The sequence below is a fragment of the Tatumella morbirosei genome, from assembly GCF_000757425.2.
GTDB classification, from domain to species: Bacteria; Pseudomonadota; Gammaproteobacteria; order Enterobacterales; family Enterobacteriaceae; genus Tatumella; species Tatumella morbirosei.
The window spans coordinates 1,376,949-1,401,830 of sequence record NZ_JPKR02000003.1 but is presented as its reverse complement, the minus strand read 5'-3'; the positions used below and the strand labels follow the sequence as shown (position 1 = coordinate 1,401,830).

Below are 24,882 nucleotides of genomic sequence, written 5' to 3'. Positions count from 1 at the left end.
CCCGCCCCGTAACAGGATAAAAGTAGTGAGATTATCAGGGTATAAAAACTAACAGGAACACCATGACAACTGATCACGCGGACAATGCCTTAGGTGAATTTTTGCGTAGCCGCCGGTTACGGCTCGATCCTGACCATTTTGGTTTTGCAGTCGGTCGCCGGCGCACCCCGGGGCTTCGCCGTGAAGAGGTTGCTTCACTGGCAAATATCAGCCCTACCTGGTATACCTGGCTGGAACAGGGCCGGGGAGGCTCCCCATCCAGAGAAGTACTGGAACGGATTGCCAGCGGTCTGATGATGAGTGAAGCAGAGCGCGAACATCTGTTTTTACTGGCGTTCGGCCATCCCCCCTCTGCACTGGCTGCCCGACCGGACGAAGTCACACCCCGTCTTCAGGGGGTACTTGATGCCTTGATCTACAGTCCGGCGATAATCAGAACCCGTAGCTGGGACGTCGTGGCCTGGAATCGTGCAGCGAGGAAAGTGATGACGGATTACAGTGTGCTGCCCCCGGAGCAGCGTAATGTATTACGGCGAATTTTCACCGATCCACAGATGCGTGAGATTCAGGCTGACTGGCAGAGTCTGGCGCATTTTATGGTCAGCGCATTTCGGGCTGATATTGCCAGGACGGGCATGACCGAAGAAGTACAACAGCTGGTGACAGAATTATCCGGGGTCAGTCCTGAATTTGACGCATTCTGGCGGAGTAAGGACGTGGCTCACTCGGGAGAAGGCACAAAACGTATGCATCATCCGTTGTTGGGGGAGATAGAGCTTGAGTTCACCTCGTTGCTGGTGGATGGACAACCAGAACTGAGCATGATGATTTTTAATCCGGCAAACGCCGTTACCTGGCAAAAAATTCGTCAGTGTCTGGAATAATTTCTCTGCCAAGGCCTGAATGATTTAAACGGTGTTGCTGCATCCTGTGGAGTTTTTTTCTGCGTACTCCTGTTGAGCAATAGCAATATTGTCACTGTATTGACTGGCCCACTGCACCAGTGCCACGAACGGATCTTTAAGCGAGCGACCCAGTTCAGTAATTGAATATTCTACAGCGACCGGGGAAGAAGCTATCACCCGGCGATTAACCAGACCATTTCTCTCCAGTCTCCTCAGTGCTTCAGTCAGTGCTTTATGTGTTATGGGGTCAATTCGCTTTTTTATCTGATTGAAACGGGCAGGTTGTGAACACAATACCGCCAGGATCAGAACTGACCACTTATTGGCAATCTGATCGAGTACCACCCGGGCCGCATTGATTTCTGTCAGCGCTAAGTCAATATTCTGAGTCATGTAGGTTTCCTGAAGTATATCTGGTTTACATTAGGTGCGTAATTGACACTAAATATACACCGTGTATCTTGTCTGAGTCAAAACTCAGGAGATCACTATGTTAAAACTGACAGGAAAAACGGCGGTAATCACCGGCGGTAACAGCGGTATTGGTTTGGCCATTGCCCAGCGTTTTATTGGCCAGGGAGCCCGGGTATTTATCGCTGGTCGTCGTCAGGATAAACTTGATGAGGCTGTAAAATCGCTGGGGCCGGCAGCCGAAGGAATTCAGTGCGATGTGACCAGTAGTGAAGATATTGCCCGATTATTTTCGTTAGTGGCAGAGAAAGTGGAACAGGTAGATATTCTGGTGGCAGCATCTGGTATTGGCGGAGGGGCCCCTCTGAATTCACTGACCGAAGAACATTTTGATCAGTTGTTTGCAACCAATGTCCGTGGGCTGGTATTCACCGTCCGCGAAGGCGTCAGGCTGATGAAGCAGGGCGGTAGCATCATCTTACTGGGATCGATTGCAGGGAAAGTTAACCCGGCAGGTTATGGTACATATTCTGCGACTAAAGCGGCTGTGAGTAGCTACGGGCATGCATGGAGCAAAGAGCTGACAGGGCAAGGAATACGGGTGAATATTTTGAGTCCTGGCCCGACAGAAACTCCGATATTTGACGGCGTTAGCACTGAAGTGCGTCAGAGTTTTATCGATAAAATACCAATGAAACGTATCGGCCAGCCGGAAGAAATTGCCTCAGCAGCCCTGTTTTTTGCTTCAGAGGACAGTAGTTTTGTGACGGGTACTGAGATGTTTGTGGACGGGGGACTGACCGCCTGATTAAACAGCACCTGCCCGGCCGTGGGCAGGTTGGCTGATGTTCTGAAACGAGCGAATCAGATTCAGAGAAACTGATGTTTCAGGGCGCCGCAATAATGATCGCGACCCGGCGGTTCTGAGCACGTCCCTGACCGGAACTATTACTGGCCACCGGGTATTTCATCCCCAGTCCCCGGGTCTGGATATTGTCGCGGGGTACCGGTCCACCGGCAGCCCATTGATCCGCCACAACATTGGCACGTTTCAGTGACAGTTGCTGGTTGTAAGAGACTTCGCCGTAATTATCGGTATAACCATCAATCCTCAGGTGGAGAATACCCAGTGACGAAAGCCTTTTGGCCATACGGTTGATGGTCGCCTTACTTTGTCCGGTAAGTGACGATTCGTTAATCCCGAATAAAATACGGTCGGATAAACCCAATGACCATTCATCATTCTGTTGTGTAAAACCCTCTTCCTGCATTGCTTTTATCTGAGCGGTATTAAATACACCACGGTTCTGACAACCTGCGGTGCAAAGCAATAAAATACATACCAGGCCGGTGACTATTTTCATCTCTGATCTCCATGAGCTTTTTTAATTTTGTACATATTGGCATCTGCCCGTTCGGTAATATCTTTGGCAGTATCCAGAGCGTGCGACCATGCATAACCGATAGTCACTGAGGTGGTGATGATTATGCCGCTATCCAGAATCATTGGTGTGGCGATCGACAGGGATATCTGAGCTATCAGGTGTTGTACCTGCGAGTCATTTGTTAGTCGGGTCATCAGCATAGAAAATTCATCACCCCCGATCCTGGCCACTATGTCGTTGTCGGATTCAAACTGGCTCAGTCGCTGACTGATAGTTTTCAGCACTTCATCACCGACACTGTGGCCCCAGTTATCGTTAATACTTTTGAACCGGTCACTGTCGATAAATAACAATACAAAAGGTTTATCTGCTGCAGAATCGAGCAATTTTTGCAAATGTATGACGAAGGCCGAACGGTTAAAAATACCGGTCAGCGGGTCTTTGAGCGCCTTTGCGGCCAGTAACTGATTTTCGCTTAACAGAGAAGACTGTAACGAATGTATTTCACTCAATAGCTTGTTAATGTCACCGGATAAGACATTAAACTCTTTAATTTCAATGAGGGGGATTTGTCGTGAAAAATCACGATGTTCGATGATGTTATGGATCAGTTGCGTAATATTACGCAATGAGTCAACAATACTTCTGTGTAACAGTTCGCTGACAATGAGTGAAGCTGATATAACGACGGTAACGCCGACTAACAGAATTATTATCGAATACTTAATGAAGTCAGCGACAGCACTGATACTACCGGTAAGGGTTAAGTGGCCAATAATTTTATTCGAGTGAATAATATCCATTTCCAGCGGGGAGGAAAACACCCAGTTGCGAAGAATATGACGAAACCAGTTTTCATGGTTGTTATCAGTTCCATTATTCCAGCGAGCAATCAGAGTGTTTTTCTCCGTTTTTAAAACCGCGGAGCTAAACATGCCCCTGGCACCGGACTGAGCTATTTTATTGGCCGCATCATGAGTGTCTTCAAATACTATACTGGCGGTCAGGCTGCTACTGAGAATTGTCGATATCAGGTCAAGGTTACGCAACTCGTAACGTTTGATAAATAATAGTGAGGTAGAAAAAAGAAATATCCAGCACAATAATAAAATCAGCGTAGCATTGATGACACTGACTTTCCTGAGGCGGTAGATCAGTGATGTCTTATCTTTCTTGCTGCTACTATAATCCATGATATCAGTATCCCTTCCTTGAAAGTAACAAGACATCAGGGCTGACTTTAACTCCACTTCTGGAAAGAGAATCGAGATTGACAGAAAACGCAGGAGGATTCTGTTTCACCAACAGACAGAAAACTGCGCCCAGGGTGCAGTCCGGATTATTTTCAGCAATTGATAACACTGGACGGCCTCTGACTTTATCCAGAATTTCTGACTGCTGTTGTGGGGTTTCACTTCCAAAATAGATGACGTCACATTGAGCCGAAAGCAGGCCGGACTTGTCATGAATATGGGTAATATCAAAGGTTTTTGCTGATGCCATCCTCGCGGAATCATCGCTATACGACAGGTGACTGGCGGTTGAAAAAACACAAAGTCTTGGCAGGTTATTTTTTCCTGGCCAGTGAGAAAAGCTGATAATTCCGCTGACAATTCGGTTTGCAGCCGAATCTGGTTTGTCGGTTAATATTGCAGCAAAGCTACTCAGAGGTGAAAATAATAATAACCAGGCCAGTGGTATGAATGCACGACATTCCGGTTTTATTTTGTTGAGCTGTTCGAAATAGCTGCTTATAAAACGGATGGCTGATATCATATTCATACAACGTTTAAAAATATATTTTCCGCTATGACAAGCGGGTGCTGCAATAAATTGATAATGTTAATAAATGTCATATTAAGATTCGAGTTATCGTTATTAATTATTTATCACTGCAGGAATACAACGCAGGGGAATAATTAAATACCCCTGTATTAATATAATATTGTCAGTTCCCTTCGAGGGGAATGAAATTAATCAGACAGCCAACAGGTTCATTTTCCGTGAACTGCAGAGGACTGTCAATTCTCAGTTAGCAGGAATAATCAATTAAAATCTCTTCACTGATTGGTAATTTCATGATTTTTTCAGCCCGGTGACCAGGGGATTTCTGGTACAGGCCACAGGGAAAAATCAGTATTACGCGGTAGGATTTGTGATTAGTTTTTTGACCCATGGATAGCTTCTGGAGGAGCAATACTTTCATCCGGATTATTAATCTGTCATGGTGAAAATATAAATAAAATTAATGCTTCCTGGGAAAGGCTGCTCAGAAAAGTGAGCTACTTAACAAAAAAATACAAAAAATAATTATTTGATTTTTATAAAAACCTATAAGTTTCAATTTGATAAGGCGGTATTCATATTTGTTGGTGTAGCATGTGTGTAAAGTTACACACAGATCACAATTATACACATTACGACATGATTTAATTCCTCTTACTAAACTGAGGAGGAATTATGAAGCATATGATGATTTGTTGTGGCGCCGGTGTAGCGACCAGTACGGTTGCACTTAACAAACTGCAGGACTATCTGAAAAAAGAGAATTTACTCGATAAAGTCCGCATCTCTCAGGGAACGGTATCCGAAGCGAAAACCCGCGATGATATTGATTTTATTGTTTCTACCTCGCCAATATCACTGTCGATTCCGGTCGTCAATGCGCTGCCATTGCTGACCGGTATGGGCACCGACAAAGTATTCAGTAGTGTAAAAGAATTAATTCTCGCCGGGAGTTAAGCCATGTTTATTGTTGATTACATTGTCGGTCTGGGGGCATCCGTGATGATGCCATTGATCTTTATGATCCTCGGACTGATTCTGCGTCTGCCACTGGCTAAGGCAATCCGTGCGGGGCTGATGGTTGGGATAGGATTTATCGGTTTAAGTATCACCGTGAACCTGATGATCGAATCGTTAACACCGGTGAGTAATGCACTGGTGGAACGTTTTGGACTGCATCTCTCGGTACTGGATGTTGGCTGGCCCGCTGCCGCGGCGGTGGCGATGGGAACCCGTGTCGGTGCGCTGGTGATCCCTGTTTGCGTCGCGATAAATGTTTTAATGCTCTATACCAAAACTACCCGTGTACTCAATGTCGATATCTGGAATTTATGGCACCACGCTTTCACCGGCTCACTGGTGGCTATTATTACCGACAGTTTATGGCTGGGGATTTTTGGAGCCATTATCAACTGCATGGTGACGATGGTGATTGCAGACCGGACGACTAAAGATGTGGAGAAGTATCTTAATCTGCCTTCAATATCTGTACCCCATGGTTTTTCGGCCTCTTTTGTACCGGCAGCCTGGTTGGTAAATGCCATTGTCGATCGAATTCCCGGGGTTCGGGATATAAAAATTGATACGGAAGTCATTCAGAAAAGGCTGTCTATCCTTGGTGACCCTGCCTCTTTAGGGGCGATTATTGGTGGGCTGCTGGGAATAATTGCGGGTATTGACGTTAAGGCGATTTTGCAGACGGCGATTACCATGGCGGCGGTGATGACAATCATTCCGCGCATGGCAAAAATGCTCATGGAAGGCGTTTATCCGATCAGTGAGCGAATTCAGGAGATTGCTCAGTCCCGTGCCGGTGCCTTTGGTAATATTGCCATTGGCCTGGATTCAGCGGTAAGCGTCGGCCACCCGGTGACATTATCGGTTTCGATGTTAATGATTCCGCTAATGCTGGTGCTGGCAGCGGTAATTCCCGGCAATGAGTTCCTGCCATTTGCATCATTAACCGGTCTGCCATTTGCATTTGTACTGGTGACGGCAGTATGTCGCGGTGACATGTTCCGGACATTATTGACCGGGATTGTGACATTAAGCCTGGCACTGCTGATTGGTACCAGTCTTGCCCCGATTGTGACCAGTACCGCAGTCAGCACTGGTTTTTCACTGCCTCAGGGGACGACCAGTATCAGTAGTCTGGATTATGCCGGTTCGATGTTGCCGTGGGCTGTTATCCAGGGATTCAATTTTAAATTCATTGGGATCACTGTGTTAACGGTGCTGACATTGCTGTTGTTGCTGTGGAACCGCAGAAAACTAGCGATAGAAAGCCGTCAATTGTCAGAAGCCACGGAGGAGAGTCAGCCATGATGTTTAGTGCACAACGTGTTTTTAAATTGACGACCCCGGTAAGCCGAACCGAATTACTGACGACTCTGGCTGCCAGCCTGCAACACGACGGATTGGTGCACCCGGGATTTACTGAGGGGGTGCTGGAACGGGAGAAAGTCTATCCTACCGGCATTTTTATGGAAACCCACAGTGTCGCGATTCCACATACCGAGTTTGAACATGTCATACAAACCGGATTTGCAGTGGCAATTAACCAGGTCGGGATAGAGTTCCACCGTACAGATGAGCCGGAACAGGTGGTGGTTCCAGAGATCGTGGTGATGATGGCGATTGACCAGACCTGTGAAAAAGTGGCCATTATCCAGTCTCTGTTTGCCTTACTTGCTGACAGTGAGCGTGTTGAAGAAATCAGTCATCAGACAACAGAGGAAATAGCAAAAATCTTCACCCGTGCAGTCATCACGCAGTAAGATACCATGCAGCAGGATGTGAGTGGGTCGGAGAAGGGGAAGATGCTACGAATCAGTGATGTCATGGAGATGGCAAAAGTCAGCCGTAAAACAATCTATAATGCGATCAACAGTGGCCGGCTGAAATATCAGCTGGTCAGTGTCGATAACCGCCAGGTCCGCATGTTTCTGGAAGCGGATGTATGTGAGGCTTTCCCTAAAACCAGCCATAATGTATCCCGGGAAAGTGAAGTGGAAGCTTTGCGAAAGGAAGTGGCTTCGCTAAAATTTGCCCTTGCTGAACTACAAAAAGCGGTGAGCGCAATGGATCCTGAAGTGCGCTTTGAAATGATTTCAATGAATAAACAGGATTCGGAAGCTGATTAAAAAATATAAAATATTTATTCCGGGCAGGATTTATCATTTTTAAAGGGAGTTGCTTCTCTGAAACTGAGGTCAGACTCCGGAGTACCTTTTTCCGCCACCATTATGCTTACGGATAATTAATTCCGGTCATAAGATCAGAAAATAATAACTTCTCAGTACTGACTCATGACCGGAACAGGATTAACAGACTTTGCTGAGTATCAGATCAGTCCGGGTGGGATGATGTTTAAAATATCAGTGACCCGGAGGTGACTGCCTGATATTAAGACTGAGGCTGACCTACTGGTCCCTGACCCACCGGGCCTCCGGGTACAGCCTGTCCGCCGGCAGCTTGTGGACGCCCCTGATCTATAGCATCACTTTTATGCTGACATCCGGCAAGTACCGCCATGGTCGTGAGTACCAGTAATCCTTTAATTGCGCGATTAGTCATAACATTTCTCCTTATTTAAGGGGGAAGTTTAAAGGTCACTCTTAAAGGATAGATAATAATAAGCAATGCAGACTAATATTAAGATGATTCTTATAACAGATGTCGAAGGTGAGATTCTGAAATTATGAAACTGGGTGAAATAAACAAGGAGGATAAAAAGGGTTTTTTGGATAATAAAAAACTGACTTAAGGAACGGCAGAATAGCGTTATGCCTGATTGGTAAAGCGAATGGTTACACGCAAAATCAACTCTATATTGAGTGATAAAAAATACGCCAGATCACATATTGTCTTTGCTGATGATCCTGAAGTTAAAAACAGGTTTACTCATCGTCATGACCCTGCCGGATTGATCTTAATCTTTGATAATAGTCATTTTCTGCAGTAATGATTTCATCAAGCAGTGAATCCATATCCACCTGATGTTGCTGTTCAGTATATTTTCCGCTAAGCGGGGTCTCTGGGGTAAGCTTACCCTGAGCATAAAGCGACCAGATTTCTTTAGCATACTGAGTGTCGGCCAGAACCGGGGCAAACTGACTGTAGTAGGCGGTAATATTGGCGACATCACGTTCAAACATGGATGCGGCATGATGGTTGGCTGCGGCATCGACCGCTTGTGGTAAATCAATAATCACCGGACCTTCCGCTGCCTGTAACACATTAAATTCTGATAAATCACCATGCACAACGCCGGCACACAACATACGGACTATCTGACGAATCATTACCATGAAATCGTTCTGTGCCTGCTGCTCGTTCAGTACGATGTCACTCAGACGCGGAGCTACAGCCCCTTCTGCATCGGTCACCAACTCCATCAATAGCACGCCATCAATACAGACATACGGGCAGGGGACGCGAACACCGGCATTATCCAGCCTGAACAGTGCATCCACCTCTGCGGTCTGCCAGGATTCTTCCTGTTGCTTTCTGCCGAATTTCGACCCTTTTTGCATCGCTCTGTTTTGACGGGAATTACGAACTTTACGTCCTTCCTGATACTGAACAGCCTGTTTAAAACTACGTTGTGTCACTTCTTTATAAACTTTGGCACAACGGATTTCATCGCCACAGACGACAGTGAAAACGTCGGCTTCTTTGCCGCTTTTCAACCGACGCAGCACTTCATCGATTAAACCATCATCGATAAGAGGCTGGAGTCTGTGAGGAATTTTCATGCGGCTGTTTACCTTAGTTAGGCCGCTATTCTAATCAATAACAAATTATCGATGCTGTAGAAACGGGCAGCCGGGAAATGAATGCGCCAATTATACCGAAAAAAAGAGTTTTGGGGAGTATGGCGGGAAGATGAAAATAATTGTGATTATTTAATTTATAAACAATCAAATACTTTGGGCTTCTTCCTTATGCAAAGATATTGTCCGCCGCCAAATGATACATGCATCAATAACGGTAAAGTGTATATCAGAGAATTCGTCGCTGCCTGGCTGATACTATCACCGATGACAGAAAGGGCCTGCCGACCCTTTACTCTGTTTCTGTCGTCAGCCAACTACTGCCTCATGCCGATCGCCAGTCGGTTAAATGCGTTCATCAGTGCGACTGCAAAAGTGAGATCGGAGATTTCGTTATCGGTGAAATGTGCTTTCAGGCTGTCATAATCACTGTCAGGAGCATGGGTGTCGGCCACATTACACAGAGATTCTGCCCATTGCAGTGCTGCACGTTCCCGGGGAGTGAAGTGAGTACTGACATGCCATCCGGCGACTGCATCCAGTCGGGACTGTTTTTCTCCGCCCTCACGCAGCGATTTTGAGTGCATTTCCAGGCAAAAAGAGCAGCCATTGATCTGTGAGACGCGCAGATAGACAAGTTCAGTCAGGTTATTCCCTAATGAGCTTTTCTCCAGGGCTTTTTTGACCGATACTAGTCCCTGATAAGCTTCAGGAGACAACGATGCATAAGCAAGACGAAGAGGTTTCATTTTCTATCCTGTCGTTTGGGCAACAATCATGGGTAATTCTGGCCAGCCCTTACAGCATAATTGTTTTCAAACCCGTCATTTTCCCGGGAATGCTCAAAATAGTGCCTCATATGATGTTAAGCACAGAGTGAGACTTTTGACTAAGCAGCGCATGTACAGACTACAGGGCAGCACAGTAAGGTGAGGAAGGCTTAAACCACAGAGTGAGAGACAGCTTACCGATGGTTTACGACCATTTTGGAAAACCCATGCAAAACAGCACTTATCGTTACGAAGGTGATGCCGGAGCCGGGATTCACGTCCGCCAGTCGGTGATCAGTAAATAACGTATAATCATCTGTTATAACATCAACCTGACATGAGTTGATTTACCATTCAGCGATCATCTCTGTATCAGGGGCTGACAGGAAACAGTATGCTGTCAAACCACAAGATAAAACAGCCTGAACAAATGTGACTGATACGGTTAATGCTGAGGGTTATGAATTGATTTTCCCGTCACCGGATGGCAAGGTTTCGTTATTAAAGGCAGTAATCTGACTGACCTGAAAAATATCTTTCAGGGATTTCAGCTCAGCTTCGTGCAGTGCCGCCAGCTTTTCGAGCCTGCGTCGTCCTTCCTCCAGCAGGTGTACCTCGACGCGACGGCGGTCGTGTTGGTTCTTTCTTCTTTCCACCAGACCCAGAGCTTCACAGCGGGTTAACAGTGCGACTGTACCGTGATGTTGCATCTGCAGGCGTTCAGCCAGCTCTCCTACCGTCGCCCAGTGACGTCCGGGAAATCCTTCAATATGCAACAACAGCAAATACTGCAAAGGCGTTAGCCCCTCAGTACGGGCGATGGTCTCACTAAAGTGCAAAAAACGTCTGAGCTGATAGCGAAACTCAGACAGCGCCTCATACTGGCTTTTTTTCATGTCGGATACTCACTTTATAAAAACATGATTAAAGTTGAAGCAAACATGATTTATATCATAGTATGATATAAATCATGTTTAACCTCCCTGTGATGATAATGAAATCGTCGTTCCTAAAAATTTATCAAAGCTTGTGTAGCCTGAGACCTTCATCGTTGCTCAGTAGAGACCCCGGGTATATTCCGTCAGCCTGCGGAGCCGCTCTGGGACTAATGTTGACCGCATGGATATCCCATTACCTGCTGGCTCAGGACATTCCGTGGCTGATTGCTCCCATGGGGGCATCAGCAGTATTGCTATTTGCGGCTCCGTCCAGCCCGCTGGCTCAGCCCCGTGCTGTTATTGGCGGCAATCTGTTGGCTTCGTTCTGCGGGGTGACCTGCGCGTTATGGATACAGGATACAGCACTTGCCGTCGGTTGTGCGGTAGCATTAGCCATTGTGGCAATGTTTTTCTTGCGCTGCCTCCATCCACCCAGTGGAGCTGTCGCGGCGACTGCAGTGCTTGGCGGCCCTGCTATCACTCATCTCGGGTATCATTTTGTTTTGATGCCGGTGATGTTGGATTCATTGCTGCTTGTTGCATCGGCTCTGATACTGAATAACCTGTTCAGGCGTCGTTATCCTTATTCCCGACACCAGACAGACAGGCTTGTGCAACAACCGGTATTATCCATCGGACCGGGAATCAGTGTTGTCGACCTGCATGCTGAACTGACCGAACGTGGTCATCTGGCTGATATCGATGAAAACGAGCTGATCGATATTCTTGTACAGGCCGAAAAAAGAGCTGAATTCAGATCGACAGACCAAAACGCCGGGCCTCGGGATTCATTGGATATTTCTGTTATCCCTCCACATTCTCCGCTAAAGACGAGTCTGAAACAATGACCCTTAAACACTCTTCAGGACGGGTACATGACACAATTTCGCTGGCCCCGTCACCGGAATCTTCAATACCTGCAAGACAATCATTGTTCACCGATAGCAGAGTATTGCTGATATCTGCTCTGTGTATTCCTTTAGGTATTGCGGCAGCGTTGATTGCTAAAGGGTTACTGGCACTGATTGGTCTGATTACCAATTATACTTTTTATGGCAGGCTTTCTACTGAATTCAGCAGTCCGGCGATGAACCACCTCGGGCTATGGGTTATTCTGGTACCGGTAGTCGGCGGATTAATTGTCGGGGCTATGGCAAAATGGGGTTCGAAAGCAATTCGCGGCCATGGTATTCCTGAAGCGATGGAGAAGGTACTTCGAAACCAAAGCCGAATTCCACCACGTATGATTTGGTTAAAGCCGGTTTCTTCCGCCATTGTGATTGGTACCGGAGGCCCCTTTGGTGCTGAAGGCCCAATCATTGCAACCGGAGGGGCACTGGGATCGTTGTTTGGGCAGATAATCAACGTGACTGCCGATGAACGCAAAGCCTTACTGGCAGCTGGAGCTGCTGCGGGGATGGCCGCCATTTTTGACGCACCGGTTTCAGCCATTTTGCTGGCTGTTGAGCTATTGTTATTTGAACGCCGGGCCCGCACACTCGTCCCCGTAATTGTCGCCGTAGTTTCATCAACCAGTTTGCGTTATGTGTTGGAAGGGGACCATGCCGTATTTGCTATGTCTCATATTCAACAACCCGGGGTTGCTGCGTTAATTTCCTATACACTGCTGGGAGCCGTGTTGGGGGTGGTGGCTGTTGTCGTAACAAAGTTCATCTATGCTGTGGAAGATGCTTTCGAGAAATTGCCATTACACTGGATGTACTGGCCGGCCATTGGCGGACTGGTGATTGGCGTGGTGGGATTTTTCGAACCACAGACCCTCGGTGTAGGTTACGACAATATCTCCGCTATTCTGAACGGCCATATGGCTGTGAATGCGATGCTGGTACTGTGTTTATTAAAATTCCTTTCCTGGTCAATTGCCTTAGGCAGTGGGACTTCCGGTGGGACTCTGGCTCCGCTGTTTATGGTTGGCGGGGCATTAGGAGGGATTGCCGGTACCGCAATTAGTGTGGCATTTCCACAACTGGGAATTGATCCGCGAATCGCCGCAATGGTCGGGATGGCGGCATTATTTGCAGGGGCTTCCCGCGCTTTTATGGCCTCTGTGGTCTTCGCGTTTGAAACCACACAACAATACCATGGCATACTGCCATTGCTGGCGGGCTGTACCGCGTCCTTTCTGGTCTCCGGACTGATGATGCAGCAAACCATTATGACCGGGAAAATTCATCGTCGGGGTGTCAGAGTACCGTCTGATTACAGTAGTGACTACCTGGCGACCATCAGTGTTGGCATGATTTGCAGCCGGGACGTAGTGTTTATCGAAGCTAACCGCACCGTGCAAAACATGCGTCAGTGGCTGGATCAAAACAGCAGAGAAACTCAGCATCAGGGGTATCCTGTCAAAACTAACGGACATATTATCGGGGTGATTACCCGTAAGGATATCTCGAATACCAGTCTGCCACCGGGTATGACCGTGGGTGATTGTCTTACCCGTCCGTTGCTGACGATAAGCGAAACACATTCCGCGCGGGAGGCGGCAGATTATATGGTTGAGTCAGATGTCGGGCGACTGTTGGTAATAAGTGACGGCCCGGGTCCGAAGATCACAGGCATAATCACTCGTGGGGATCTGTTAGCTGCACATTCGAGGCGCCTCAAAGATCAAAAGCAACGCCAGGCAGGGACCAATGAGCTAATCTGATTCTGACATGGGATGAAGAGTATGGTTGTGACGTCACTATAGCCAGGATCGGTTAGCGTTGTTTGCAGTTAATCCGGTCTGACAGGGCCCGGCAATGTTGATTATGTAATTTTGCCGGGAAATATCCATATTCGCTAGCCATTCATCATTGTGGTTAATCTGGCATCCTCCAGTGTGATAACAGTTTACGTATTGGTTAACGGTGCTTAATCCCGGTCTCTTTTCGCATAAGTCCATATTCTGTTTCATTCCTGAACAGAGTTGGTTTTGGTAACAACTCCTGACACTCACTGCGGGTTCTTTCTATAAAGTCGCCACGCCGTCACCTCGCTGAGCATCTGTCATAAATTGTCACCTGATTATTGCATTCAGGGTTAAGCGTCATAAATCACAAAACAAAAATTTACTGGTAGGTTTGCCGATCATTTCATTGATATTTTTTATAGTAAGTGTAATTTTGCGAAAATAGTTACGGCACAAAAAGGATGTTTTGTGTTTAGCTCATAAGGATATGAGAAGTGATTAAACCTGCTTATCAGGTGCTGTGCTGCACCTGCATCACTCTGCTGACATTATGCTCTTTGTCAGTCACTGCAACTCCGGTGCCCCCCACGCTTTGGGTAAAGCCTCCTGTCGCCGGAGGCGGGCGCACGCCGAATGTGGGTGACAGAGAACTAATCCATCAGCAGGAGCAACAGCGGGCTTTAGAGCTACGCCTCACCCCAAATGCGCCAGAAGTGCGCCTTTCCCCGTCTGCCGGCAATTTTGGCCGCATTATTTTCCCGCAGGAAACACCGTGTTTTGCTATATCGCAGGTTATCCTTTCGGGTACAGAGACCTTGCCGGACTGGTTGCCGTTGCAACGTATCAGCAATCAGGCGACCGGCCACTGCCTGGGTGGCAAAGGCATCAATCTGCTGATGAGCTCGCTGCAAAACCGGTTGGTGGGCCACGGCTACATTACCAGCCGGGTATTAGCACCACAGCAGGATCTCAACAGTGGCAAACTTAAACTGGTGGTCATTGCCGGAGGTGTCCGGCAGATAAAACTGACGCCGGACAGTGACCACTACATCACGCTGTATAGCTCGTTTCCTGTCCATGCAGGCCAGCTGTTAGATCTCCGGGATATTGAACAAGGGCTGGAGAATCTGCAGCGGTTGCCCACGGTACGGGCCAGCATGGAAATTTTACCTGCCAGCCAGCCCGGAGAGAGTGATATTGCGTTGCTGTGGCAACAGCAACGTATGTGGCGGGTAGGGACTTCCCTGGATGATTCGGGTACCCGGAGCACCGGGCGATATCAGGGCGGGCTGACTCTGTCGCTGGATAATCCCTTCTCGCTCAGCGACCTGTTCTATCTGTCGGGTAGCCGCAGTCTGGACAGGCAGGGTGGAAAAGGCTCGGATAATATTACCGGTCATTATTCCGTGCCAGTGGGTTACTGGATGTTTGGCATGACTGCCAACAATTACCAATATTATCAGACGGTTGCCGGTATCAACGGTGATTATCGTTACCGTGGTAAAAGCAGCAATATCGGTTTCCAGCTCAGCCGCATCCTGCACCGTAGTGGTAGTCAGAAAACCACCCTGACTTACGATGTACTGGCCCGTGATTCAAAAAATTACATTGATGATACGGAAGTGGAAGTTCAACGCCGTCGTACTGCGGCATGGCGCATTGGTTTACAACACCGTCACTATATTTCTCAGGCCACGCTGGATGCGGGCATCAGCTATCAGCGGGGCACCCGCTGGTTCGGCGCACAGCCTGCCCCGGAGGAATATTTCGGCGATGCTACGGCACTGAGCAAAATTGTCCAGATATCGGCACAGCTGGATATTCCTTTCGCGCTGGTGAACCAAAAGTTCCATTACAACCTGCGATACCAACGGCAGTTCAGCAACACGCCGCTGACACCACAGGATCAGTTTGCCATTGGTAATCGCTGGACAGTCCGTGGTTTTGACGGTGAGCGCACACTGAACGCCGATCGCGGCTGGTATGTACGCAATGACATCGCCTGGGCAACCCCGGTTTCGGCGCAGGAACTTTATCTGGGGGTTGATTACGGTGAGGTGGGCGGGAATGGCTCGCAATATCTGGTGGGTAACCACCTGGCCGGGGGCGCTGTTGGTATCCGCGGTTCGGCTTTTAACACCGGTTACGAGCTGTTTGCCGCCGTGCCGTTTTCTAAACCTGAGGGTTTCAAAACCGACCCGGTTTCGATCGGTTTTAACCTTAACTGGCAATACTGAGAGACCCGGAGGTTAACCTTGCCGCCCCGAACAGCATTGCCCGGGGGACGGCTCACGGGCTTAAGTCTGCCGGTCAAACCAGGATAGGGTGTTTCATTTTTTCAGAAAATATTGTCTTCCTACAGCGGCAGAGGGATGGATATCCGGGCAGTTATCGCTGCGTAGCAATACTTTATTTTATAGCAAGGACGCTGTTATGAATAACAATCTGTACCGTATTGTGTTTAACCGTGCCCGCGGCCTGATGATGGTTGTGGCTGATATTGCAGGTGCAGGCCGTACCGCAGCTTCAACTCCTCACTGTGGAGTTGTTCAAACCTGCAGTCAGCTAACGGGAAAAGTTCATGCTCTCTGTTTTGCGATATTACTGGCGTCCGGGGCAGTACAGCCCGTACAGGCAGGGATTGTCGCAGATGGCCGTGCACCTGGCGCTCAGCAGCCCACCATTATTCACAGTGCTAACGGTACCCCTCAGGTCAATATTCAGTCCCCGAGTGCCGCAGGGGTGTCGCGCAATAAATACAACCAGTTTGATGTTGATAGTAAAGGCGTCATCCTGAACAACAGCCATAACAACGTGCAGACTCAACTGGGTGGGATGGTTGCCGGTAACCCGAACCTGGCGAGAGGCGAGGCGAGAGTTATTCTCAACGAGGTTAACTCGCGGGATCCCAGCCAGCTCAATGGGTTTGTGGAAATCGCCGGGAGTAAAGCGCAGGTGGTGATCGCCAACCCGTCAGGCATTACCTGTAACGGTTGTGGTTTTATCAACGCCAACCGGGCCACTCTCACCACCGGTCAGGTACAGATAAATAATGGGCAGATCACTGGCTATGACGTAAGCCAGGGCGACATTGTCGTCAATGGCGCAGGTATGGACAGTCGCCAGCAGGACAGCACTGATCTGATTGCCCGTGCGGTGAAACTCAATGCAGGAGTCTGGGCCAGAGAGCTGAAAGTCACTGCCGGACATAACGTGGTAGACGCAGCGCATAACGTTGTGACCGCCAAAGCCGCCGGGGAGAGTGCATTGTCGGGCATTGCGATTGATGTGGCGGCGCTGGGGGGGATGTACGCCAATAAAATCCGCCTGGTGGGTACGGAAAGTGGGGTTGGGGTGCATAACGCCGGTAATATTGGTGCTTCGGCCGGAGATGTGGTGGTTAATGCTGACGGAAGTATCAGCAATAGCGGATATATCACGGCAACCAAAAATCTACAGCTGACCACACAAGGTAATCTTGATAACCAGGGCCATCTGTATGCATCAACCGATACCACAGTGAGCAGCCGGGGTACCCTGACCAACAGCGGCGTGATTGCCGCGCAGAACAATACGGTGGTGAGTGCGGCCGGTATTAACAGTAGTAAAACCAGTGTATTGGCGGCAGGGATGGGTAGTGACGGTTCACAGGTGGCTACCGGTGATCTCAGCTTAACCAGCCAGGGCAGACTGACGGCTAAAGGACAAAACTCCGCCGCCGGGAGATTAACGGCACAAGGCACGCAGCTGGATATCAGCGGCAGCCAGACTTATGGCGACAATGTGTCGCTGCTGGCCACCACCGGGGATATCAGCACTTCCGGTGCCACCCTGTCTGCCAGGGCGCAGTTTACTGCCCGTACCTCAGGCACGCTAAATAACAATGGCGGCAAGCTCTCCGCCGGACAGCTCACCCTCAGTGCAGACAAACTATCTAACCGCAACGGTTTGATACAGCAACTCAGCAGCCACGACCTGATCTTCTCCTTTGCCGACAGCATCGATAACACTAACGGCACCCTGGCCAGCAACAGTAATAATTTCCGCCTGTCTACCGCGGTATTCAATAATCAGCAAGGTCAGGTCGCTCACTATGCTACTGGCTCGCTGGATGTGATGACCGGCCAACTGGTGGGTGCGGAGGGCTCGTTGTTCAGTAAAGGGGGGCTGAGATTAAATACCTCGCAATTGCTGCTGGATAACGCTACCACGCAGGCTGACCAGATTATGCTGACAGCAGATACTTTCTCGCATCGCGGCGGTACTCTGTTGCAGACCGGTAGCACTAATATGTCAGTCGCAGTGACCGGCACTTTGGATAATCAGGCCGGAAGCCTGGCGGCGAATGGCGATATTCATCTGCAGGCTGCCCGCCTGAACAACCAGAACGGAAAGCTGACCGCTGCACAACGAGGATCGCTGCGCATCATTACGCTTAGCTCGCTCAATAATGAATCAGGGAGCCTGGCAGCGGGGGGAAACTTATCGCTGCAAAGTACCGGACTTAATAATGACAATGGCCTGCTGCAGTCCGGCAGCGATATGCAACTTGATATGCAGGATGGCCACCTGAGCAACCGTTTCGGCACCCACAAGGACGGTATTCTCAGCCAGGGAACTCTGACGCTTAACAGTGGCTCACTGGATAATTCCCGGGGCTACATTGGTGCCAGCGGTGTAAGGCTGGCGACAGGAAAACTGAATAACCTCAACGGAAGTCTGGTCAGCAATAAAGATCTGGCGGTCACCACACAAGGTGTCTTCAACAACCGAAATGGGCTATTACAGGCCGGGACCTCGATGGTTGTGAATACCTCAGGCGCGGAGCTGAACAATACACAAGGGCTGATGGGAGCGGGACAATCGCTGAACCTGCTGAGCGGCGCGTTAATTAACCAGTCCGGCCAGATCCGTAGTTCGGGCGCTGCACAAATCAATACTCAGGGCCAGTCGCTCGATAATACCCGGGGCATAATTTCAGTGGCCGCAGATGCACAGCTGAACGCCGCCAGCATTAATAACACGGCAGGGCAAATCCAGGTGGCTGGCTCGGCGATGATAAACGCGATCAAAGGTCTGGTGGTAAACATTCAGGGGCTGATCCGCAGTGGTATTCATCTCTCAATCACCACCGGTCAATTGATTAACCGTGACACTCAGGCTGATAACTCCGGCATTGAGGGCTCATCGGTCACCCTTAACAGCGGCATTTTTGATAATGCCGGGGGAATCCTGCGGGCGACAGATTTACTGGAAATCACCGGGATACAGAGTCTCGATAACAGCAACGGTCTTATGTCGTCAGTTTCGGTACTGAACATTGACGGGGCTGACACTCTCTCCTTTATCAATACCTCAGGGACGCTGATTGCCGGAAAAAAACTGAATCTGACCACCGGGTCGTTGACCGGGGATGGCAGTGTGCTCTCACAAGGCACCCTGTCATTAGTCCTGCAACAGGCTTACCTCAATCAGGGAAGGGTAATCGCAAACGGTGACCTGAACCTGAATCTGGGCAACCGAAACCTGACAAACCAGGGAATCATCAAAGCGGGTGGCGTACTGACACTCAATGCCGGCAGTCTCGACAACCAGCAACCGGCTGAAATTAGTGGAGGGGAAAACCACCTGTTGCTGACTAATGATTTAACCAACCGGGGGCTGTTGGATGGTGGCCTGACTCATATTGTCGCTTTAAACCTGACCAATAGCGGCACCGGGCGTTTGTACGGCGACCATGTTGCGTTGCAAACCGCTACGCTGAACAACCTGGCTGAAAATGGCATCGCCGCGACGATTGCGGCGCGCGGGCAGCTGGATATTGGCGCAGCGGAGATCAATAACCTTGAACACGGGCTGATTTACAGTGCAGGACGTGCCCGGGTTGGCGGTACGCTGGATAACGACTGGCGGGCGACGGGACAGGCATCGGTCTTTAATAACCGCAGTTCGACACTGGAATCTGCCGGGGATATGACGCTGAACATCGACCGGATCAATAATATCAATGATCATTTAGTGACGCAGGTCGTAGTAGTAGAAAAATCAGACCACCATGAAGCCGTGCTCAAGGGGGCGGTTAACCGCTTTGACTGGGCGGATATTGATCACAGCTATAAAAACAAATACAAAGTGCAAGATGCGATTATGCCCGATGGCACGCGCAATAATGATTTCTACGAATATATCTACACCCGAACCGTCACCGAGACTCAGGTGGTGGCAAGCGACCCCAGCCAGCTGATTGCCGGAGGCAACCTGACTATCAAAAGTGATCAGGTCAATAATCACGATAGCCGGATTGTGGCCGGGGGCCTGCTGGGTGGCATCATTAACCAACTGAACAATATTGCGACTGTCGGCCAGAGGGTGATCACCGATATTGGTACCCAGGTCCACTGGTATGCTAAAAAGTCGGGTGGCAAATGGGGGGGGACGGAGACCTCTCAGGGAAAAGACCGCAGTAACTACCAGCCAGCCGCGACCAGCCAGACCATTGATCTGCAAACCATGGCCTGGCAGGGTAACTCGCAGGCCAGCGGCAGTGGCTTCACGGTAGCCGGACGCAATACCGCCGGTGACAATACCGCGATTATTGATGCAGGCAATATCACGGCCGATAGCGGGTTAATGCCGGTCACCCCACCTTCCGGGCAGATTGTCGATGTGATACCTCCGGGCGACGATAATACGGTGATCCGCCTGATAAGCCCCGATATTACCCTGCCGGATAACAGCCTGTTCCATCTACAGCCGGCGGTTGATGCCAGCTATCTGATAGAAACCGATCCACGTTTCACCCAACAGAAAAAATGGCTGAGCAGTGACTACATGCAAAACGCCCTGGCCAACGATCCGAACGCTTTGATGAAACGGTTGGGTGACGGTTACTACGAGCAACAACTGATTAAACAACAGATTCTGAACCTGACCGGTAACCGATATCTGACGGGTTACAGTAATGACGAAGAGCAATACCAGGCGCTGATGAACGCCGGGGTCGCCTTCAGCCAGCAATACTCCCTCTCGTTGGGCGTGGCCCTGACTCCACAGCAAATGGCCCTGCTGACCAGCGACATGGTATGGCTGGTGAAAAAAGAGGTCACTCTGGCTGATGGCACGGTACAAAGTGTCCTGGTACCACAGGTGTATGCGCGGGTGCAGCGTGGTGACCTGGATGGCAGTGGCGCGTTACTCAGTGGAAATAATATTGCGCTAAATGTCAGTCAGGACCTGACCAACAGCGGGCATATCAGCGGACGGAAAGTCACGCAGCTTACTGCGGATAACCTCAATAATAGCGGCTTTATGGCTGGCAATCAGCTGATTCTGCGGGCAGCTACTGATATCAATAATACCGGCGGCACCTTACAGGCCGCTGACCGCCTGACCGCCATCGCGGGACGTGATATCAACAGCAGCAGTACGCTGAGTGGTAGCGTGGGCAACATTACCTTCGATCGCCCTGCCGGAATTTATGTGCAAAACGACAGCGGTCAGTTGAGTCTGCAGGCGGGGCACGATATTAATCTGACCGCCAGCCAGATAAGCAATGTCGGTGCCGGTAGCCAGACGCAACTGGTTGCCGGAAATGACCTGAACCTGGCTACCCTGACGACCACTCACAGTGAAAAGGGTGATTGGGGGGGCGGTAATAACCGTACCCTGACTCAGTCGCTGGATAACGGCACGATGATTAACGGCAGTGGCGATGTCTCTCTGAGCGCAGGGCACGACCTCAATGCCCGTGCCGCGACGGTTACTGCACAGGATGACCTGAATGTGATGGCAGGAAACTCCCTTACCCTCACCTACGGTAACGACAGTTATCATCTGACTGAGAACAGTCACCAGAGCAGCAGCGGATTTCTTTCCAAAAAATCGGTCACCACCCATGATGAAATTCGAAGCCAGGGCGCGGTAGGCAGTGCCTTTAGCGGCAATACCGTAGCTATACAGGCCGGACATGATCTGACGGTCACCGGCAGTAGCGTTACCGGTACACAGGACGTCGGACTAACCGCAGGTAACAACCTGACGATTAATACCGCTGACGAAACCCGTAAGGAAGTACATCAGTATAAAGAGAAGAAATCCGGCTTTTCCGCGACGGGAGGGGTGGGATTCAGTGTCGGGAGCAGCAGCCTGAAAATTACGGATGACGGACAAAGCTTAACCAGCCTGGGGAGCACCATTGGCAGCACACAAGGCAATGTGAATCTTACGGCGGGCAACGTCCTGAGCACGCAAGGTTCAGAGGTACTGGCAGCGAAAGATCTAAATCTGACCGGCCAACAGGTCAATATCCTGTCGGCAGCAAACCAGAACTCGCAGACCCATACCGTGGAACAAAAACAGAGCGGCCTGACACTGGCCTTGTCCGGCACGGCAGGAAGCGCAATTAACACCGCGGTAATGGGGGCACGTGAGGTTGGTAAGCAGAGTAACGATCGTCTGGCAGTTTTACAGGGAATGAAATCAGTACTCAGTGGTGTGCAGGCAGTGCAGTCGGTGTCTCTGGCTGAAGCCGGTGGTAGTGATGGCAACCTGGTGGGTATCAACCTTTCGTACGGCAGCCAGTCCTCAAAATCAACGCAGACCAGTACGCAGAACCAGAGTCAGGGCAGTACGCTGACGGCGGGCAATAATCTGACAATCAATGCTACCGGGACCGATATTAACGTGCAGGGCAGTCAGCTGCAGGCCGGAAGAGATGTGAGTATCAACGCAGCGCGGGACGTGAATCTTTTCTCTGCCCTGAACAGTCAGACGCTTGAGGGCAAAAATGAAAGCCACGGCGCGTCAGTGGGTGCAGGCTTTAACTTTGGTCAGGGTAGCAGTGGCGTAACAGTCAATGCCAGCGTGAATAAGGGCAGAGGTTCAGAGACCGGCAACGGTAGCAGCAATGTTGAGACTATCGTCAATGCCGGAAATCAGCTGACCATCGGTAGTGGCAGGGACACGACCCTGACCGGAGCGCAGGTCAGTGGCGAGAAGGTGATTCTGGATGTGGGACGTCATCTGACCCTGACCAGCGAACAGGATACTGACAACTACGATTCGACACAGAAAAATATCAGCGCGGGCGCCAGTGCAGGTGCGGGCGGTGGTAGCGGTTCGGTGAACCTGAGCCGGGACAAAATGCACAGCAGCTACCAGAGTGTGCAGGAGCAGACGGGTATCTTTGCCGGCAGCGGCGGTTTTGATGTGACGGTAGGTGAACACACTCAGCTAAACGGCGCGGTGATCGGGTCGACGGCCATGGCTGACAGGAATAAACTGGACACCGGTACGCTGGGATTCGGCGATATCCGCAACAGCGCGGAATATGAGGTTGAGCACCAGAGTGTGGGGGCCAGCAAGGGTGGTGGCGTGGGTGGCCAGTTTGTGGGCAATATGGCCAACAGCCTGCTGGTGGGTTTTAACGGCAGCGACAGCGACAGTTCCGTCATTTATGCGGCAGTCAGTGAAGGCACCATTAATATCCGCAATAAGGATGATCAGCAGCAAGACGTTAACGGGCTGAGCCGTGATGTTGAGCATGCCAATCAGACGCTTTCGCCAATCTTTGACAAGGAGAAGGAGCAAAACCGGCTTAAGGAAGCGCAGCTGATAGGGGAGATAGGAAGCCAGGTCGGGGATATAGCGCGGACGCAGGGCGAAATTGCCGGGCTGAAGGCGAAGAAAGACCCGGCAGCGCTTGAAGCTGCGAAGGAAACGCTGGCAGGTAAAGGTAATCTGAACCCGACCGCAGAGCAGATAGCGGAGCAGGCTTATAACACGGCGATGGCCCCTTACGGCACGGGCAGCACCCTGCAACAGGGAATCCAGGCGGCCACGGCGGCGGTACAGGGGCTGGCCGGTGGTGATATTGCGAAAGCGATAGCGGGTGGTTCAGCGCCTTACATCGCGAATATTATCGGCAGCAGCGGGCTGGATGATGCTGGTAAGGTGCTGGCACATGCGGCGGTGAATGCTGCACTGGCAGCGGCTCAGGGCAACAATGCACTGGTTGGTGCGGCAGGCGCGGCCACGGCAGAAATGACCGGAATGATAGCCATAAATGCCTATGGAAAACCGGTCAGTGAACTGTCTGAGACCGAGAAACAGACGGTGAGCGCCCTGGCCACGCTGGCGGCGTGTCTTGCGGGCGGACTGACTGGTGACAGCACAGTTGATACGGTAGCCGCTGCACAGGCGGGTAAAACCACCGTTGAGAATAATACGCTTAGCCTCCCATCAGGTATGATGAATTACGGGCAGGCTGTTGTCTCCTGGAGCCAGTATGCGGTAGACCACAATCTGACACAGGAACAAACTCAAGAAGGGTTAAATAGAATTGCTACCGGAGAAGGACCTTCCTGGGGAACAGAGTATAAAGTTAAACCATATGTAAAAGGTGAAGTAGCCGGAGGCGCAGGGGCCGGTTATTACTTTGATACGAGTATAGACCCATATCAGATTTCAGCTAATCGTGGAGAAACATTAGCTGTCGGTGGGCGTATCTCTGGGCAGATGGGGATTCAGTTTGGTCCATATTTCCCTGGGACTATTGATTCCAAAAGAAATAATTCCGTAGGCTTAGGGCTTGGTATCATTTCTAGCGAGGTATCTTATGGAAAAGATGGTGTTGGCTTTAGTTTTGGAGTAGGTCCAGCATGGGGATGGAGTGGTATATCAACCAATATTTCCGGTGAAAAAGTAGATGTTAATGGTTCTTCTGGAACTGAATTCTATCATTATGATTTTAACCAGGAGAAAGCAAAATGAACCCTGACATCATCACGATCATATTATCAATGGCAATATTTCTTATGTCATTCTATCACTATGCTAGAAGTACAAACCTCCCCCTTGCCTCCCCAATAGGTATGAACGAGTATTTTAGTGGCATTTTTTTCCTAAGAAAGAGAACTCTCAGTTTGTTATTTGGACGAATAGCATTGTTTCTTGGATTTCCACTATCTTATATCCTTAAATTCATTAGGGATGGTGAGGGCGCAGTTTACTTCCCATTGATAGTGATAACTTGGGGTATCGCTTTATATTTTTATATATACGCTGACCGCTTCAATAGGGTAGCTGAAGAGCAGAAAGGATTTTTTAGTATACTCCTCAAAGGGAAAACCTATGGAATGGCTAGCACTTCGTTATGGCTGCTCCGTATTTTATACATTGCATCAATAATATATGTGCTCTGGTATAGATAATGTTATTT

20 protein-coding genes are annotated in these 24,882 nt (G+C 49.7%); 12 read left to right on the top strand and 8 right to left on the bottom strand.

Annotated elements, in window-relative coordinates; genetic code table 11:
• The first annotated feature begins 62 nt into the window (after positions 1–62).
• Positions 63–884, top strand: a complete 822-nt coding sequence (locus HA49_RS09335; RefSeq protein ID WP_038022368.1) for a helix-turn-helix transcriptional regulator — start codon at positions 63–65, stop codon at positions 882–884.
• A gap of 24 nt (positions 885–908) precedes the next feature.
• Here HA49_RS09335 and HA49_RS09330 read toward each other — a convergent pair whose 3' ends face one another.
• On the bottom strand, positions 909–1,298 hold the full coding sequence (locus tag HA49_RS09330; protein WP_038022365.1) for a winged helix-turn-helix transcriptional regulator: 390 nt from the start codon (positions 1,296–1,298) through the stop codon (positions 909–911).
• A 97-nt stretch (positions 1,299–1,395) separates the two neighbouring features.
• On the opposite strand from HA49_RS09330, the gene HA49_RS09325 reads away from it, so the two are divergent.
• Positions 1,396–2,124, top strand: coding sequence for an SDR family NAD(P)-dependent oxidoreductase (locus HA49_RS09325; RefSeq protein ID WP_038022362.1), 729 nt, complete (start codon positions 1,396–1,398; stop codon positions 2,122–2,124).
• A 79-nt stretch (positions 2,125–2,203) separates the two neighbouring features.
• Here HA49_RS09325 and yfiB read toward each other — a convergent pair whose 3' ends face one another.
• The 3 genes from yfiB to yfiR are packed head-to-tail and all read right to left on the bottom strand — an operon-like array spanning position 2,204 to position 4,477.
• Positions 2,204–2,680, bottom strand: coding sequence for an outer membrane lipoprotein YfiB (yfiB, locus tag HA49_RS09320; protein WP_038022360.1), 477 nt, complete (start codon positions 2,678–2,680; stop codon positions 2,204–2,206).
• Entirely contained in the window at positions 2,677–3,894 is a 1,218-nt protein-coding gene (gene dgcN, locus HA49_RS09315; protein ID WP_038022357.1) for a diguanylate cyclase DgcN/YfiN, read from the bottom strand. The genes yfiB and dgcN overlap by 4 nt, the downstream gene beginning before the upstream one ends.
• Positions 3,895–3,898: 4 nt before the next feature.
• The gene (yfiR, locus tag HA49_RS09310) at positions 3,899–4,477 is read right to left on the bottom strand and encodes a regulatory sequestration protein YfiR (protein ID WP_052752483.1); all 579 of its coding nucleotides are present in this window, start codon (positions 4,475–4,477) and stop codon (positions 3,899–3,901) included.
• Between the two features lie 684 nt (positions 4,478–5,161).
• Here yfiR and HA49_RS09305 point away from each other — a divergent pair.
• The 4 genes from HA49_RS09305 to HA49_RS09290 are packed head-to-tail and all read left to right on the top strand — an operon-like array spanning position 5,162 to position 7,629.
• Positions 5,162–5,443: a PTS sugar transporter subunit IIB gene (locus HA49_RS09305; protein ID WP_038022353.1), complete on the top strand. Its 282-nt coding sequence runs from the start codon at positions 5,162–5,164 to the stop codon at positions 5,441–5,443.
• Between the two features lie 3 nt (positions 5,444–5,446).
• Complete coding sequence (locus HA49_RS09300; protein WP_038022350.1) at positions 5,447–6,811, top strand: PTS galactitol transporter subunit IIC; 1,365 nt, start codon at positions 5,447–5,449, stop codon at positions 6,809–6,811.
• Positions 6,808–7,263 (top strand): PTS sugar transporter subunit IIA, encoded by a 456-nt coding sequence (locus HA49_RS09295; RefSeq protein ID WP_038022347.1) that lies wholly within the window; start codon positions 6,808–6,810, stop codon positions 7,261–7,263. Before HA49_RS09300 ends, HA49_RS09295 begins: the two co-directional genes overlap by 4 nt.
• Positions 7,264–7,305: 42 nt before the next feature.
• Positions 7,306–7,629, top strand: a complete 324-nt coding sequence (locus HA49_RS09290) for a helix-turn-helix domain-containing protein (protein WP_038022345.1) — start codon at positions 7,306–7,308, stop codon at positions 7,627–7,629.
• A gap of 262 nt (positions 7,630–7,891) precedes the next feature.
• Here HA49_RS09290 and HA49_RS21580 read toward each other — a convergent pair whose 3' ends face one another.
• From HA49_RS21580 to HA49_RS09275, 3 genes are all read right to left on the bottom strand, one after another.
• Positions 7,892–8,062, bottom strand: a complete 171-nt coding sequence (locus HA49_RS21580; protein ID WP_038022343.1) for a hypothetical protein — start codon at positions 8,060–8,062, stop codon at positions 7,892–7,894.
• A 323-nt stretch (positions 8,063–8,385) separates the two neighbouring features.
• On the bottom strand, positions 8,386–9,243 hold the full coding sequence (locus HA49_RS09280) for a PA4780 family RIO1-like protein kinase (protein ID WP_038022341.1): 858 nt from the start codon (positions 9,241–9,243) through the stop codon (positions 8,386–8,388).
• A gap of 335 nt (positions 9,244–9,578) precedes the next feature.
• On the bottom strand, positions 9,579–10,010 hold the full coding sequence (locus HA49_RS09275; RefSeq protein WP_038022339.1) for a carboxymuconolactone decarboxylase family protein: 432 nt from the start codon (positions 10,008–10,010) through the stop codon (positions 9,579–9,581).
• A 203-nt stretch (positions 10,011–10,213) separates the two neighbouring features.
• Between HA49_RS09275 and HA49_RS21975 the strand changes: the two genes are divergently transcribed.
• Positions 10,214–10,336 carry a hypothetical protein gene (locus HA49_RS21975; protein ID WP_281177699.1) on the top strand — a complete coding sequence of 41 codons (123 nt, stop codon included), beginning with the start codon at positions 10,214–10,216 and terminating at the stop codon, positions 10,334–10,336.
• A gap of 153 nt (positions 10,337–10,489) precedes the next feature.
• Here HA49_RS21975 and HA49_RS09270 read toward each other — a convergent pair whose 3' ends face one another.
• On the bottom strand, positions 10,490–10,927 hold the full coding sequence (locus HA49_RS09270) for a MarR family winged helix-turn-helix transcriptional regulator (RefSeq protein WP_046791732.1): 438 nt from the start codon (positions 10,925–10,927) through the stop codon (positions 10,490–10,492).
• Positions 10,928–11,025: 98 nt separating this feature from the next.
• Here HA49_RS09270 and HA49_RS09265 point away from each other — a divergent pair, with 98 nt between their 5' ends.
• The 5 genes from HA49_RS09265 (at position 11,026) to HA49_RS21665 (ending at position 24,874) form a co-directional block, all read left to right on the top strand.
• Positions 11,026–11,817 carry an HPP family protein gene (locus tag HA49_RS09265; protein ID WP_084706393.1) on the top strand — a complete coding sequence of 264 codons (792 nt, stop codon included), beginning with the start codon at positions 11,026–11,028 and terminating at the stop codon, positions 11,815–11,817.
• Positions 11,814–13,640, top strand: a complete 1,827-nt coding sequence (locus HA49_RS09260; protein ID WP_046791731.1) for a chloride channel protein — start codon at positions 11,814–11,816, stop codon at positions 13,638–13,640. The genes HA49_RS09265 and HA49_RS09260 overlap by 4 nt, the downstream gene beginning before the upstream one ends.
• A 659-nt stretch (positions 13,641–14,299) precedes the next feature.
• Entirely contained in the window at positions 14,300–15,901 is a 1,602-nt protein-coding gene (locus tag HA49_RS09255; protein WP_425427724.1) for a ShlB/FhaC/HecB family hemolysin secretion/activation protein, read from the top strand.
• Positions 15,902–16,097: 196 nt separating this feature from the next.
• Positions 16,098–24,434 (top strand): two-partner secretion domain-containing protein, encoded by an 8,337-nt coding sequence (locus HA49_RS09250; protein ID WP_052752463.1) that lies wholly within the window; start codon positions 16,098–16,100, stop codon positions 24,432–24,434.
• Positions 24,431–24,874: a hypothetical protein gene (locus tag HA49_RS21665; protein WP_038022336.1), complete on the top strand. Its 444-nt coding sequence runs from the start codon at positions 24,431–24,433 to the stop codon at positions 24,872–24,874. The genes HA49_RS09250 and HA49_RS21665 overlap by 4 nt, the downstream gene beginning before the upstream one ends.
• Positions 24,875–24,882 lie beyond the last annotated feature (8 nt).